A 12,397-nucleotide genomic window follows, 5' to 3' on the forward strand; every position below is an offset into this window, starting at 1 on the left:
CCGGGACGCGCCTTAAACAACCATTTAAGCCGCATAAAAGAGCGAGCTGAACATCCTGGATTCTGTAACGACTGCGGTAATGACATCCCGCAAAGACGCTTAGCAGCCAATCCGGATGCAGTGACCTGCTTTACCTGCCAGGACATCAGAGAAAAAAGGGGGAAGCGTGGACTGGGAAGTTGTTAAAGGCAACTGGGCCATCATCTGGGCGCTATTTATGTCAGGCGTAAACCTGATTCAGCTCCTGCTGGCAAAGACCTACGTCAAGCGCGAAGAACTGGATTTGATGCGCCAGCGTGTTCAGGGGCTGGAAAACACAATCGCAGTGTTACCCAGCCAGAAAGACCTTCATCAACTTCAACTGGAGATGAGCAATCTGCGGGGCGAGCTGCGCGAGCTGGCCCCGTCCATTCGTCAGGTTTCGCGCATCAGTGACTTACTTCTGGAAAATGAATTGAAGGATAAATAGAGGATATGTCTATGCGTGATTTACTTGACCAGGACCAGCGCCTGGTCCTTTTACGCTCTCTGCTCGATTGTGGTGACAGCGCCAACGAATCCATTCTGCAAACCTGCCTGCAGACCTACGGACATAAGGTCTCTCGTGACTCTGTCCGGACGCAACTCGCCTGGCTGAAAGAACAGGGGCTGGTCTCGCTGAGTGATGTTTCCGGTTGCTATGTGGCGGAAATTACTGGCCGGGGTGATGAAGTCGCCAGCGGTCTTATCACCGTTCCCGGTGTTAAAAAACCACGTCCACGGGGGTAATGATGCCGAATAAGCTAAAACCACTAACAAAAGGTGAACGTAACATCATTAATCTGATGGCGGGCGTACTGGTGTGCTTTGAGCTTGAGGTCCGGGCGGTGGCCCCGCAAGTGGAGAAATCAACGGGTAAGAAATACGACCATAATGCCCCTGACTCCTACCTGAATACGTTTCTGAATAACAACCCGGAATACAAGCGAGCCTGGAAGCTTCTGCTGAAAGATAAGGCCAGCCATGAGCGCGGATTCCTGACGAAAATCAGGGGGGAGCATGGCGAGTGAACAACGTCCAACCCGTGGCCGCCCCTCAAAGATTGATCTCCTCCCAGATATGGTTCGCGATCATCTGCACCAGCTGCTGCGCAATAAACGGCATACCCAGGAGGAAATCCGGGAAGCCATTAATGAGCTGATTGCTGAGCATAACCTTCCGGAGGATATGAAACTTAGCCGTACCGGTCTCAACCGCTATGCAAGCCGCATGGAAGAGTTCGGCGCAAAAATTCGCGCCTCCCGCGAGATGGCTGAAATCTGGGCCGCAAAGCTCGGTTCTGCGCCGTCCTCTGATGTCGGGAAATTACTGCTGGAGTTTGTGAAGACGCTGGCGTTTGAGACTTCAATGGAGCTGGCCGACAGTGATAAGACCGTTGAACCTAAAGCACTGGGGCAACTGGCACTTGTCGCCCAGCGACTTGAGGCGGCTGCGATGGCCAGCCATAAGCGAGAGAAAGAAATTCGCCAGGCCTTTGCTGAAGAAGCGGCGGCGCAAGCGGAGAAAATCACCAAGCAGGCGGGGCTTTCCGCTGAGACCGCCGCTGATATCCGCCGCCAGATTCTGGGGATCGCGTAATGGTTGATATGGTCAAAGACAGCGCACTGAACAGCGCCTCCGCTGCGGCGATTCTGGCTGGTGAATTTGACCAGGACCAGGTGCTTTTGCCATACCAGCGCCGCTGGATTGCCGATACAGCCCAAATCAAGATCGGCGAAAAATCGCGTCGTACAGGGTTAACCTGGGCAGAAGCGGCTGATGCAGCCCTGAATGGTTCTATGTCGAGAGAGGCCGGCGGTTGCGATACCTTCTATGTCGGCACGACCAAAGACATGGCGCGTGAGTTTATTGATGCCTGTGCGATGTGGGCCAAAGCTTACGACTGGGCGGCTTCCGATATTGGCGAAGAGGTTCTCAAGGATGAAGACAAAGACATCCTGGTTTACGTCATCAACTTTGCCAGCGGTTTTAAAATCAAAGCGCTGTCCTCTAATCCTTCTAACCTGCGTGGTATGCAGGGTAACGTCATTATCGATGAGGCAGGTTTTCAGGGTGATCTGGCTGCGTTACTGAAGGCCGCGCTGGCGCTGACCATGTGGGGCAGTAAAGTCCGGATTATCTCCACCCATAACGGCATCGAGAACCTGTTCAATACGCTTATAACGGAAAGCCGCGCCGGAAAGCGCCGTTACTCGGTACACCGTATTGATATAGAACTGGCTATTGCCGAGGGTCTTTATAAGCGAATCTGCCAGGTCACCCGGCAGACATGGTCGTCAGCAGCCGAGGCCGAATGGCTGGACAACCTGCTGAGCGATACCGCAACTGAAGAAGATGCCCGCGAGGAATACTACTGCGAGCCGAAGAACGGCGGCGGGACTTATCTGGCCCGTTCCATTCGTGAGCGAGCGGCCCGAGGCTCTGGCCCCGTTCTGCGCTTCACCGGTTCGACAGAGTTCAATGCCACGCCTGAAGGTGTCAGGGCGCTGGATATGCAGGACTGGCTTGAGCGCGTCGTACTTCCCGAACTGGATAAGCTCCCGCAAAACCTCCGCCACTGCCTGGGGGAGGACTTCGCTCGTTCTGGCCACCTCACCGTCTTTGCCCCGATGACGGTCAACGATGATACCACCCGCACGGTTCCCTTTCTGGTCGAGTTCGCGAACGTTCCTTACAAACAGCAGGAGCAGGCGCTGTTCTTTATCTGCGATCGCCTGCCCCGCAGGGATGGCATCAAGCTCGACGGTCGTGGGAACGGTAACTATCTGGCCGAACAGGCGGCTGAACGGTATGGCGATGAAGTCGAAGTGGTCATGCCTTCAGTTGGCCACTATCGGGAGAACATGCCCCGCTTCAAATCAGCCTTTGAAGATGACGAGCTGGTGCTGCCTAAGCATGAAGACGTTATCAGTGACCTTGGGCAGATTGTCATCCTGCGCGGCACTCCCGGAATTGATGACCGGGAGAACACCGGCAGTGATGGCCACAAGCGCCACGGCGACAGCGCCTATGCCATCTTCCTGGCGTTCCTGGCCAGTAAAGAGGATTGCCGGCGATACGAGTTGCACCGCCTCAATAATCCGACACGGCAGCGTAACTGCGACAGCAAGCGCCAGTTACGCACAACCCGTGGCCTCAAAAATCAGCGAGGACTGCTTTGATGCTTAAGAAACTCAAAGGTGCTATCCGTAGTCTGCTCAATCCGGCAACCGATGAACCGGTTACCGTTAATGAAGAAAGTATGACCCGGCCAGAAGCGCGGGCCAGACGCGCCAGCGTCCGGACTCCATCGCCAGGCATCAGCGTTGCCAGTACGTTGTCTCCGGCGCGATTGGCCGGAGTATTACGTAATGTAACTGAGGGGAATGCACGGGATTATTTCATCCTTGCCGAAGAAATGGAGGAGCGCGATCTTCATTATGCGAGCGTACTCCGTACCCGTAAGCTCACCGTTGCCAGTATTATTCCGAGCGTCGTTGCCGGCAGCGATGATGAGCATGATGTGCTGCTGGCCGATGCTGTCCGTAATCTGATGGAACAGCCGCAAATTCCCGAGCTGTTGTTTGATCTGCTGGATGGTCTCGGTAAAGGTGTCGGCGTTTGCGAAATTCTCTGGAGCACGCGTGATGGCTGGATACCTTATGATTATGAGTGGGTGGACCCGCGTTTCCTGAAACCCGATAGCGACACGCTGCGCGAGTTCCGGTTGCTGACTGATGAGCAGCCGGTTGACGGTATTCCGCTGACTCCCGGTAAGTATGTGATGCACTATCCACGACTGAAATCGGGTTTACCGCTGCGTAATGGCCTGGCTCGTCTGGTCGCGGTGATGTACATGCTGAAGTCTTTCACTGTCCGTGACTGGTGGGCGTTTGCTGAAAAATTCGGTATCCCGATTGTTGTCGGGAAATATGGCGCGAACGCCTCCCCGGAACAGATCCAGACGCTGATTGATGCCATTGCGTCTATTGCATCAGATGCTGGCTGTGCTATTCCCCAGTCTATGCAGCTCGATATGCAGGAGACCGCCAGCCGCAATGGCGGAGGGGCTCTGTTTAAAGAAATGGCTGACTGGTGCGATGCCCAGACCAGTAAAGCGGTACTTGGCCAGACGATGACCACAGATGATGGTAGTTCGCGGGCGCAGGCTGATGTTCATGATCGGGTGAGAATGGACATCGCCCGATGGGATGCCCGCCAACTGGAGAACACCATCAATGAGTTTCTGGTCCGCCCATTCATCCAGTTCAACTACGGTCCGCAGGAGCGATATCCGCTTGTTAAGCTGCCTATCAGTGAGCCGGAAGACCTCAAGGCATTTGTCGATTCTCTGATTCCATTAATCGATCGCGGGCTTCGTGTGCAGGAATCTGAGGTACGCGATAAGTTTGGCCTGGCAGAGCCAGAACAAGGCGCAACGGTACTCGCCCCATCGAACAGTTTTACAGCCTACAGCATGGCACCCGCGCTGAACCGCGAACATATTGCGCTCAACCGTGCTCAGAGTGATGAGATTGATGCGATGGTCAACGATGCGCTGCAGGACTGGGAACAAACCGGCGATGCGTTTACCGGTCCTGTGCTGCAGCTGGCGAACGGCGTGGACAGTTTCGAAGAGTTTCTGGCTCGCCTTCCTGAGCTGCAGAAGTCGCTTAAACCGGATGACTTCGTCCAGCAACTGGCATTGCTGAGTTTTAAAGCTCGGGCGTTGGGAGATGCCAGCGATGCCTGAATCAACCATTATCCCCAAAGAAGCCCTGGCCTGGCTGAAGTCAAAAAAACTTACGCCGGGCTTCGACTATCGCGATATCTGGCGAGAAGAACATAGCCTCGGTTTCACCGTAGCCAAAATGACGCAGCTTGATCTGCTGCAGGACGTGAAAACCATTCTGGAGGAAGCGCTGGCCAGCGGCCAGACCTTCACCCAGTTCCGGGAAATCCTGAAACCGATGCTGGTAAAACGCGGTTGGTGGGGTGTTCAGATGATGGATGACCCGCTGACGCAGGAAACCCGGTCAGTACAGCTCGGTAGCGACAGACGTTTACGCACCATCTACGATACCAATATGCGGACAGCCCGCAGCGCGGGCCAGTGGGAACGCATTGAACGGACCAAACGCGCTATGCCTTACCTGCTGTATACGCTGGGGCCATCACACGAGCACCGACAGGAGCACCTGCAGTGGGCGGACCTTTGTTTGCCGGTAGATGATCCATTCTGGCAGACGCACATTGGCCCCAACGGCTGGGGCTGTAAATGTGGGGTGCGGCAGGTCAGCAAGTATGAATACCAGCAGCTCCAGCAGAACGGCGTCACCCGTAACGTGCAGCAGCTCGATGACAGCGGTAATCCAACGGGCCATGTCATCCGGCGGTCTGTTCCGGTCCGCACTGAAGCGCCAGCCATCAAAAGGGTTAAGTGGGTAAATAAACGTACCGGCGAAGAGGAAATGGTTCCACAGGGTATTGATCCGGGGTGGGATTATAATCCCGGCACCGGGCGCAGAGCTGAGCTGGAACGTCAGCTACAGCTGAAACAGCAGGCATTTGACGCTGGGATGTAAAGGCAACAATAACCCTCCAGAATCGCGCATAGTGACGTGATCGTGCTTTGTGATACGATGGCGCTCTGAAATTTTGTTAAACGCTTCCAGGCGTTTTTAAACGTGGTTTAAACGGGGTTAGCCGCTTCGTTTAGAGTGAAGCCGGTAAATCCGGCTTTTTTTTTGCCTTCCTCATACTGTCCGTACCCGCAAACACAAACGGACAGCATCATGAATACCACTCAGCCGGAACTTCTGGCTCTCTGCTTTGAACTGCCTGATTTATCTGACGCTAGCAAACCGTTGCCAGAATGGCTGCCAATGATCCCAGCGGGAACGTTTACTGGTCGTGATGGCCGTTCGTGGATTAACGACAATCCAGCGTCTGTTGTCTCTGCGTCATTCCGTTACCCCAAGCTGCCATTTGATATGGAGCACGCTACCGAACTCAAAGGCCCGAAAGGCGAAGAAGCACCGGCTTATGCCTGGATTGATGCTCTTCGCGTCAATGACGACGGCAGTATTGATGCGCATATCGAGTGGACTGCAGACGGTGAAGCTATCGTTCGCGGTAAAAAATACCGTTACTACAGCCCTGCATTCTTCAATAGCGCCAACGCACAGGTGACACGCCTGTCCAGCGCTGGCCTGACCAACAAACCCAACCTGTATTTACCCGCTCTTAACTCGGAGAACACCATGACCGTACCTGTGCAGATTGCCACGGTACTGGGGCTTGCTGCTACCGCGTCCGTTGATGACGCTGTGTCGGCGATCCAGACCATTCAAAGCAATGAGAAAGTCGCTTTAAACCGTGCTCAAAACCCGGACCTGTCGAAGTTTATTCCGGTAGAGACCCATCAACTGGCACTTAACCGGGCCGAAACGGCGGAGAGTCGCCTGAAGGAACTGGATGATAAAACCGCAACAAGCCTGGTGGATGACGCAGTAACCTCCGGGAAAGTCGCGCCTGCAAATCGCGAAATGTATCTGGCGCTTTGCCGTACTGAAGAAGGCCGTCAGCAGTTTACCGCCTTCATGCAAACCGCGCCGGTACTGGTCAACGCAGACCCGACCAAAGGGAAAGAGAACAAAGGTCAGGCTGAACTGACCGAAACTGAGCTGGCGATGTGCCGCAGCATGGGCCTCACCAAAGAAGAGTTTCTCGCCGCTAAACCGAAACAGGAGCAATAAGAATGCCGCAACCGTCAGCAGAAGTTCTGCATGCACTCACCACGTCGCTGAGCGCTGCATTTACCAAAGGCCTCACCGGGGTCACTCCGCAGTATCTGCGCATCGCAACTGTCGTTCCAAGCAGCGCAGCTTCAAACACGTATGGCTGGTTATCAGATTTGCCGGGTATCAAAGAATGGGTCGGCGATCGTCAACTGACCGAGCTTTCTCAGCAGGGTTACACCATTAATAACAAGACCTGGGAAAGTTCCATTCGTGTACGGCGTGAAAACATCGAAGACGATCAGATTGGTCAGTACAGCGTCATTGCTCAGGCATATGGCCAGCAGGTATCTGAGTTCCCGGACACGCTGAGCTTCCCGATGCTTGTTGCTGGATTCAGCACCCTCTGTTTCGACGGCCAGAACTTCTTCGATACCGACCATCCGATGGCGGGTGGAACCTACAGCAATATTGTTGGCGATGTCACTACTGATGCAGGTGAGCCGTGGTTCCTGATTGATGAGTCACAGGTGCTGAAACCGATCCTGTTCCAGGACCGTCGCGCATTCGACTTCAAGTCACTGGATGACCTCAACAGTGAGCATACCTTCCTAAAGAACGAATTTTTGTTTGGTGTAGACGGACGTTGCAACGTCGGCTTTGGTTTCTGGCAGACCGCCTGTGCTTCCCGCGCTCCTCTGAATACGGCCAACTATGAGAAGGCTGTTGCCGTTCTTCAGGGCATGAAACGTGAATCGGGTTCCCCGCTGGGGATTCGTCCTACCACGCTGGTTGTTGGTCCGAAAAATCGCGCGGCCGCGAAGAAAGTTATCGACGCCCAGTTGGTCGATGGTGGTGACTCCAACATCTACTACAAAGATGTGGAAATCGTTGATACCCCGTTCATCACCACGCCTGCAGCACCGGCTCCTTAATCGTCAGTTTTCGTTAATCCGTTACAGCAGGCTTAAACCTGCTGTAACCCACCTTTAAAGAGGATGGAACAGTGAGTGGAACGAAAGAAAAAACAACGGATAAGCAAAACACTAAAGGTCGAGCTGGCAAGGTTTCAGCGCAGGAAGTGGCACAGGCAGATGCACTTAACGCGGCGGGAGCTGAACTGCCAGTTACATTGCCAGGGCACTACGCTGCGGTGGGTTCGCGAGCCATCGGTGTAAGTGCCAGTGCGGTTGATGAGAGTCTGACCGAGGCAGGCTTAGCGTCAGGAGCCCATTCATCTGCACTCAACATGATCCCTCTTTCAATGCCTGAAACGAGTGATGTGCAGGTGCTTGAGGTCCGGGCGGTTAACGAGCGCGGCTTCTGGCGTTGCGGCCGTTTCTGGCCACGTGAGCCGGTTCATGTTTTTGCCAGTGATGATCCTGATGGTGATAACGAGGCGAATGTGCTGGAAGGTGATGTCGTTGTGGAATGCTTCATTAGCCATGAAATGGCGGCACGACTCAAAGCTGAGCCAAACCTGCAGGTGAAGGTTCTCGTCACGAAGTCGGAGGTTTAAATGGGCATTTACGTTACCCGTGATGATCTGCTGGCAACGGATGGTGCGCTGGTCTGGAACATGGCCATCGACAAGTCTACTGAGCAGCTCGACGAAGCGAAGATTGAAACCGCGATTGATGATGCTGATGCCGAAATCAATTCGTTTCTGTCTCGTCGCTATCAGTTGCCGCTGAATATCTCAGTCGTCCCGCGTCCACTGCATCGGGTAGCGACGTCCATTGCGCTTTACTGGCTATCTGAACGTGATAACCAGATAACAGACCTTATTCAGAAGCGTTATGACAGCGCCATTCTGACGCTGAAAGAGATGGCAAATGGTACGCGTGACCTTGGTCTGCCGACGGATACCGCGCCACCTGAAACAGATAACGGCAAAATCATTATCGTTTCAGACAATCAGCGTCTGTTCACCCGCAATAAGCTGCGCGGGGTGCTGTGATGTCGATATCTGTCGAGGTCATGGGTGCCGAGAAACTGGCTCAAATCAGGCTGGCCATCGAGAAACTGTCTGACAGCTCGCTGCAGGAAGAGCTGCTGGAAAGTATCGGGGGCGTTGTCGAATCTCAGAGCCGCCGCCGCATCAGTGATGAAAAGACCAGTCCGGCTGGTGAGAAATGGCAGGACTGGTCTGAAGCATATCGTAAGACTCGCCACGGTAATCAGAGCCTGCTTCAGGGGGACGGTGGTCTGATGGATAGCATCCAGCACATCGTTGAACGTGGGCGCGTTCGTGTCGGTTCGCCGCTCGCTTATGCAGCGGTCCACCAGGATGGCTTTGCTGGCAATGTATCCGTTAGTTCCCACAAGCGACTTATTACTCAGGCTTTTGGCCGCGCTCTGAAACATGGGGTCTGGCAGACCGTCGGTGCTCATCAGCGCCTGATGAATATGCCGCAGCGTGAATACCTCGGACTGTCATCTGAAAACTCAGAAGAGCTGATGCATGTCATAGGCGACTTCTGGCAGGGAGTTCTTCCATGAATCAAAGACCCACACTACTGACCACCGGCAGCACGATTGCCGCCGCTGAAAATATTGTTGCCTGGCTTAAGCAATCCCCATCTCCGGATGAACCCGGTAAAGGGCTTATGGGGAACAACCCGGACCAGGTGAAAGTCATTGAACGCCATATTGGGCAGTTCAACACGCCAGCAGAGGTCAAAACCTATCTGTCCGACCGGGATGGCTGTATCCGCATTGCCGCTCTGCGTATCCGTAATATCCGCCAACTGGCGGGCGGAATGGTTGGTGATGTCACCTGGGCCGCCTATGTCATGGCGACGGATTCCTGGGCATACCCACGGGATACCCGCTGCGAAGTCCTGGTCGGCAAACTGGCCCGCCGTATCGCTGCACGTGGTGCTGCTGCCGGCATGAAGGCTGAGCGTGCCGCTGACGCTATCAGCGCTGACAACATCTACTCCGGTGGTCTCAATGAACTCGGGTTGACGATGTGGGCCGTGACGTGGGAGCAGGCGTTCAGGCTGGACGAAGAGATCGACATTGCAGCATTGCCTGATTTCCTGCGACTGGGGGCGACGCTCTCCGTAAATGGCGGTGAAACCGAGCTTAAAGGCGTGATTAACGTAAGAGAGTAAAACCCATGATGAAGCTGATTAAACCGTCCCGTGAGGGGCTTAAGGTCCGGAAACCCGATGGCAACTATCTGAAACCAGACGGTGAACGGCTCCCAATGAAAGCCTGGTGGCATCGCCGGCAGGCGGAAGGTGATGTGACGATCACCGATGTATCAAAAGAGCCGGCAACGGCTGCAGTCCAGAAACATAAAGCCGGGGAGAAATAACGATGGCACTTGGTTCTATTCCAGATGATATCCGCGTTCCGCTGGTATACATCGAGATCGACAATTCACAGGCACTAAGCAGTGCGCCGGCACAATCCCGTAAGGTGATTGTTATTGGCCACCAGATGGACACTGGCACAGCGGCGGCGCTGACCCAGAATCGCATCACCAGTGATGGCATGGCCGAACAGCTTTATGGCAAAGGTTCGATGCTGGCTGAGATGCTAAAAATGTATCGCAAAGCCAACAAATACACTGAGACATGGGCGATGGGGCTTGCTGAACTCGGCAGCGGTGCGGCAGCGAAAGCCACGTTGACAGTGACGGGAACCGCTACCGCAGCCGGTACACTCGCACTGATGGTCAACGGTGTTTCCGTGCAGGTTGGCGTTGGCAGTAGCGACAATAAAGATGCTGTGGCCACTGCAATTGTTGACGCTGTTAACAGTCTGCCGGCAACGATGGTCACTGCAACTCTGGCGGCCGATAAAACGGATATCGTCGAACTGGTGGCGAACTGGAAAGGTGTTAGCAGTAATGCGATGGATGTGCGCCTGAACTATTACACCGGCGAACAGCTGCCATCGGGTATCAATGTCACCGCTACCGCATTTTCGGGCGGCACCGGGACACCTGATATCGCAACTGTCGTCGCGGCCCTGGGCGATGACTGGTACACCGATATCATCTTTGCGTTTAACGATACCCAGAGCCTTAACACCATTCGCGATGAACTGGTTGAGCGCTGGGGACCGCTGAAAATGATTGAAGCCCAGCTCTGGTCCGGCTATCGCGGCACTCACGCTGAAACCGGCACGTATGGTGACGCCCGCAATGACTGGCTGATTTCGAGCATGTCCACCAATATTGCGCCGCAGCCGCACTGGATTTGGGCTGCTTCTTACGGCGGCATTGCCTCTTATTATCTGGCTATCGACCCGGCCCGCCCGCTGCAGACGCTGGTTATGCCTGGCATTCTTGCGCCGTCTAAAGAGGTTCGCTGGGATATGCCGGAGCGCAATCTGCTGCTGCATGATGGCATGGCCACGCATTTTGTGGATGCCGGCGGTAATGTCTGCATCGAGCGCGAAATCACGATGTATCGCGTGAACCAGTATGGTGATCCGGACACGTCTTATCTCGATGTGCAGTCACCGGCCACGCTGGGGCGCATCCGTTACATCATCAAAAATCGTTTCTCCACCCGCTACCCTCGCCACAAGCTGGCCGGCGATGACGTTCTTGACCTGCTTGACCCAGGCCAGCCAGTCATGACGCCAAAAATTGCCCGCGCCGAGCTGCTGGATATTGCACTGACCGAGCTGGTGCCGGCAGGTCTGGTGGAAGACTTCGATGACTATAAAGAGACGCTCGATGTTGATGTCGACAGCGACGATCCAAACCGCCTGAATTTCATCGCGCATCCGAATCTGGTTAATCAGCTGCGTGTGCTGGCCGGTCTTATCCAGTTCAAACAATAAGGGGGAAACATGTCGATTTTAGGAATGGCGTCAATTCGCGTTAACGGACGCGAATACAAAACTGAAGGTAAATCCACGCTGAATCCGGGCGGCTTTGCCCGAACGCAGCATATGGGTGGCGGCAAGGTCTGGGGAACGTCGCGCAAAATGGCCGGCCCTTCCATTCAGATGACTCTGGCCGCTGCTGACGATATGGATGTCATTGAGATCAGCAACCTTGAGAATGCCACGGTGATGTTTGAAGGCGACAACGGTCTGAATTATATGATGACCGGGGCGGCGACGGATAACCCGGCAACTCTCGATGAAGACGCCGGTACTATCAGCGCGAACTTCGTCGGTACCCAACTGGTGAAGGTGTAAGTCATGGCACAGATGAGCGTTACCCTGAAGCACGGTTTTATCACCGGGAAAGGTACTGAGGATGAAACCCGCCATACCAGCGTCACCTTCCGTGAACTGACATCGGAAGATGTGATTAAGTCTCAGTTAGCGGCTGAGCGCGTCGTCATCGGCGAAAATGGCAAAGCTGTTGCCTACTGCTCTGAAGTGCTGATGGGGCTGGAAATGCTACGCCTGCAGATCCTTCAGGTGGGCAGTATCCCCGGTCCGCTATCAGTCAAGCAGCTGTATTCCTTCCATCCGGAAGACCTTGAGTTACTGACGGAAAAAGCAGGGGCGATGGATGACCTGCTGGCGGAGACCAGTAATCGGGGGCGAGCTGATGCCGCTGGCGACGGCGCTCAGTAATCTCATCGTCAACCTGTCTCAGCGTTTTGATATCAACTACCTCCAGCAGTTGCCCTTGCGGCAGCTGCTGCGTCTGACAGACC

The 12,397-nt window shown here is 54.6% G+C and carries 18 protein-coding genes; all 18 read left to right on the forward strand.

What is annotated here, in order from left to right; genetic code table 11:
* Window positions 1-84 precede the first annotated feature (84 nt).
* Complete coding sequence (locus LZ634_RS22690; RefSeq protein WP_320673522.1) at window positions 85-186, forward strand: hypothetical protein; 102 nt, start codon at window positions 85-87, stop codon at window positions 184-186.
* Window positions 167-469 carry a DUF2730 domain-containing protein gene (locus LZ634_RS18760; RefSeq protein WP_234507907.1) on the forward strand — a complete coding sequence of 101 codons (303 nt, stop codon included), beginning with the start codon at window positions 167-169 and terminating at the stop codon, window positions 467-469. The genes LZ634_RS22690 and LZ634_RS18760 overlap by 20 nt, the downstream gene beginning before the upstream one ends.
* 11 nt (window positions 470-480) lie before the next feature.
* Window positions 481-768, forward strand: coding sequence for an ArsR family transcriptional regulator (locus LZ634_RS18765; protein WP_234507909.1), 288 nt, complete (start codon window positions 481-483; stop codon window positions 766-768).
* Window positions 769-770: 2 nt separating this feature from the next.
* Window positions 771-1,049, forward strand: a complete 279-nt coding sequence (locus LZ634_RS18770; RefSeq protein WP_234507911.1) for a hypothetical protein — start codon at window positions 771-773, stop codon at window positions 1,047-1,049.
* Window positions 1,039-1,617, forward strand: coding sequence for a DUF3486 family protein (locus tag LZ634_RS18775; protein WP_234507913.1), 579 nt, complete (start codon window positions 1,039-1,041; stop codon window positions 1,615-1,617). The genes LZ634_RS18770 and LZ634_RS18775 overlap by 11 nt, the downstream gene beginning before the upstream one ends.
* An 8-nt stretch (window positions 1,618-1,625) precedes the next feature.
* Complete coding sequence (locus LZ634_RS18780) at window positions 1,626-3,200, forward strand: terminase large subunit domain-containing protein (protein WP_414467750.1); 1,575 nt, start codon at window positions 1,626-1,628, stop codon at window positions 3,198-3,200.
* Window positions 3,200-4,771, forward strand: a complete 1,572-nt coding sequence (locus LZ634_RS18785) for a DUF935 domain-containing protein (RefSeq protein ID WP_234507918.1) — start codon at window positions 3,200-3,202, stop codon at window positions 4,769-4,771. The genes LZ634_RS18780 and LZ634_RS18785 overlap by 1 nt, the downstream gene beginning before the upstream one ends.
* Entirely contained in the window at window positions 4,764-5,603 is an 840-nt protein-coding gene (locus LZ634_RS18790) for a phage minor head protein (protein ID WP_414467749.1), read from the forward strand. Before LZ634_RS18785 ends, LZ634_RS18790 begins: the two co-directional genes overlap by 8 nt.
* Window positions 5,604-5,813: 210 nt before the next feature.
* The gene (locus LZ634_RS18795; protein WP_234507922.1) at window positions 5,814-6,776 is read left to right on the forward strand and encodes a phage protease; all 963 of its coding nucleotides are present in this window, start codon (window positions 5,814-5,816) and stop codon (window positions 6,774-6,776) included.
* 2 nt (window positions 6,777-6,778) lie between these two features.
* Window positions 6,779-7,693: a Mu-like prophage major head subunit gpT family protein gene (locus tag LZ634_RS18800; RefSeq protein ID WP_234507924.1), complete on the forward strand. Its 915-nt coding sequence runs from the start codon at window positions 6,779-6,781 to the stop codon at window positions 7,691-7,693.
* A gap of 71 nt (window positions 7,694-7,764) precedes the next feature.
* Window positions 7,765-8,277: a hypothetical protein gene (locus LZ634_RS18805; RefSeq protein WP_234507926.1), complete on the forward strand. Its 513-nt coding sequence runs from the start codon at window positions 7,765-7,767 to the stop codon at window positions 8,275-8,277.
* Window positions 8,278-8,718, forward strand: a complete 441-nt coding sequence (locus LZ634_RS18810) for a gp436 family protein (protein ID WP_234507928.1) — start codon at window positions 8,278-8,280, stop codon at window positions 8,716-8,718.
* Entirely contained in the window at window positions 8,718-9,260 is a 543-nt protein-coding gene (locus LZ634_RS18815; RefSeq protein ID WP_234507930.1) for a phage virion morphogenesis protein, read from the forward strand. Before LZ634_RS18810 ends, LZ634_RS18815 begins: the two co-directional genes overlap by 1 nt.
* Window positions 9,257-9,877, forward strand: coding sequence for a hypothetical protein (locus LZ634_RS18820; protein WP_234507949.1), 621 nt, complete (start codon window positions 9,257-9,259; stop codon window positions 9,875-9,877). The genes LZ634_RS18815 and LZ634_RS18820 overlap by 4 nt, the downstream gene beginning before the upstream one ends.
* A 5-nt stretch (window positions 9,878-9,882) precedes the next feature.
* Window positions 9,883-10,083, forward strand: coding sequence for a DUF2635 domain-containing protein (locus tag LZ634_RS18825; protein WP_234507952.1), 201 nt, complete (start codon window positions 9,883-9,885; stop codon window positions 10,081-10,083).
* A gap of 2 nt (window positions 10,084-10,085) precedes the next feature.
* Window positions 10,086-11,564: a phage tail sheath subtilisin-like domain-containing protein gene (locus LZ634_RS18830; RefSeq protein WP_234507954.1), complete on the forward strand. Its 1,479-nt coding sequence runs from the start codon at window positions 10,086-10,088 to the stop codon at window positions 11,562-11,564.
* 9 nt (window positions 11,565-11,573) lie between these two features.
* Window positions 11,574-11,927 carry a phage tail tube protein gene (locus LZ634_RS18835; protein ID WP_234507957.1) on the forward strand — a complete coding sequence of 118 codons (354 nt, stop codon included), beginning with the start codon at window positions 11,574-11,576 and terminating at the stop codon, window positions 11,925-11,927.
* A 3-nt stretch (window positions 11,928-11,930) separates the two neighbouring features.
* Complete coding sequence (locus LZ634_RS18840) at window positions 11,931-12,314, forward strand: phage tail assembly protein (RefSeq protein WP_234507958.1); 384 nt, start codon at window positions 11,931-11,933, stop codon at window positions 12,312-12,314.
* Window positions 12,315-12,397 lie beyond the last annotated feature (83 nt).

This window comes from Kluyvera intermedia, from assembly GCF_021440345.1.
Lineage (GTDB): Bacteria > Pseudomonadota > Gammaproteobacteria > Enterobacterales > Enterobacteriaceae > Kluyvera > Kluyvera intermedia_A.

Coding starts and splice junctions, on each gene's coding strand:
- LZ634_RS18765 (WP_234507909.1), top strand. CDS start 481: ATGCGTGATTTACTTGACCAGGACCAGCGCCTGGTCCTTTTACGCTCT.
- LZ634_RS18770 (WP_234507911.1), top strand. CDS start 771: ATGCCGAATAAGCTAAAACCACTAACAAAAGGTGAACGTAACATCATT.
- LZ634_RS18775 (WP_234507913.1), top strand. CDS start 1,039: ATGGCGAGTGAACAACGTCCAACCCGTGGCCGCCCCTCAAAGATTGAT.
- LZ634_RS18780 (WP_414467750.1), top strand. CDS start 1,626: ATGGTCAAAGACAGCGCACTGAACAGCGCCTCCGCTGCGGCGATTCTG.
- LZ634_RS18785 (WP_234507918.1), top strand. CDS start 3,200: ATGCTTAAGAAACTCAAAGGTGCTATCCGTAGTCTGCTCAATCCGGCA.
- LZ634_RS18790 (WP_414467749.1), top strand. CDS start 4,764: ATGCCTGAATCAACCATTATCCCCAAAGAAGCCCTGGCCTGGCTGAAG.
- LZ634_RS18795 (WP_234507922.1), top strand. CDS start 5,814: ATGAATACCACTCAGCCGGAACTTCTGGCTCTCTGCTTTGAACTGCCT.
- LZ634_RS18800 (WP_234507924.1), top strand. CDS start 6,779: ATGCCGCAACCGTCAGCAGAAGTTCTGCATGCACTCACCACGTCGCTG.
- LZ634_RS18810 (WP_234507928.1), top strand. CDS start 8,278: ATGGGCATTTACGTTACCCGTGATGATCTGCTGGCAACGGATGGTGCG.
- LZ634_RS18815 (WP_234507930.1), top strand. CDS start 8,718: ATGTCGATATCTGTCGAGGTCATGGGTGCCGAGAAACTGGCTCAAATC.
- LZ634_RS18820 (WP_234507949.1), top strand. CDS start 9,257: ATGAATCAAAGACCCACACTACTGACCACCGGCAGCACGATTGCCGCC.
- LZ634_RS18825 (WP_234507952.1), top strand. CDS start 9,883: ATGATGAAGCTGATTAAACCGTCCCGTGAGGGGCTTAAGGTCCGGAAA.
- LZ634_RS18830 (WP_234507954.1), top strand. CDS start 10,086: ATGGCACTTGGTTCTATTCCAGATGATATCCGCGTTCCGCTGGTATAC.
- LZ634_RS18835 (WP_234507957.1), top strand. CDS start 11,574: ATGTCGATTTTAGGAATGGCGTCAATTCGCGTTAACGGACGCGAATAC.
- LZ634_RS18840 (WP_234507958.1), top strand. CDS start 11,931: ATGGCACAGATGAGCGTTACCCTGAAGCACGGTTTTATCACCGGGAAA.